The organism is Rhodococcus sp. Chr-9 (assembly GCF_000801125.1).
GTDB classification, from domain to species: domain Bacteria; phylum Actinomycetota; class Actinomycetes; order Mycobacteriales; family Mycobacteriaceae; genus Rhodococcus; species Rhodococcus pyridinivorans.
The window spans coordinates 1-521 of record NZ_JTIZ01000133.1 but is presented as its reverse complement, the minus strand read 5'-3'; the positions used below and the strand labels follow the sequence as shown (position 1 = coordinate 521).

1 protein-coding gene is annotated in these 521 nt (G+C 36.1%); it reads left to right on the top strand.

Features of this window, described 5'->3' with window-relative positions:
• The first annotated feature begins 102 nt into the window (after nt 1-102).
• Entirely contained in the window at nt 103-411 is a 309-nt protein-coding gene (locus tag QR64_RS26310; protein WP_039587726.1) for a DUF3310 domain-containing protein, read from the top strand.
• Nucleotides 412-521 lie beyond the last annotated feature (110 nt).

Below are 521 nucleotides of genomic sequence, written 5' to 3'. Positions count from 1 at the left end.
AACTTTAATGATGGTTGCAGGTGTCGGCCTTACACTTATCGCTATCACTTGGATAGGTATGCTTGCGACGTTGCTTATTGCATGGATTGGGGGTAACATCTAATGAATTATGGTACAAATAAGCACTATGCCAATGAATACGGTATGGAACTTAACGAATACTTTAAACATCATTTTAACTATGAAGAGCTTGCAGGCTGGTATACAATGCAGGTATTAAAGTATCTAGTGAGAGCTGGCAAGAAAGAGGGTGAAAGCTACGACAAAGACCGTAACAAGGCTTTAGACTATGCAGGAGAACTTGCTAACTTAAGTAACGAGAATAAGCTTACAGAATACACTGCTGACGACATTATGGGCTTTGCACAAGATATAGCTGATGATTTCAAACAATGGAAAGGCGAAGAATAATTGAAAATAAAGTTTATGCTTGACAGTGTGAACTTTTTTTGATATTATAGTCTTATAGAAATTAAGGAGATACAAATGGAAAACACAATGTTAAATTGATGAAAGATACT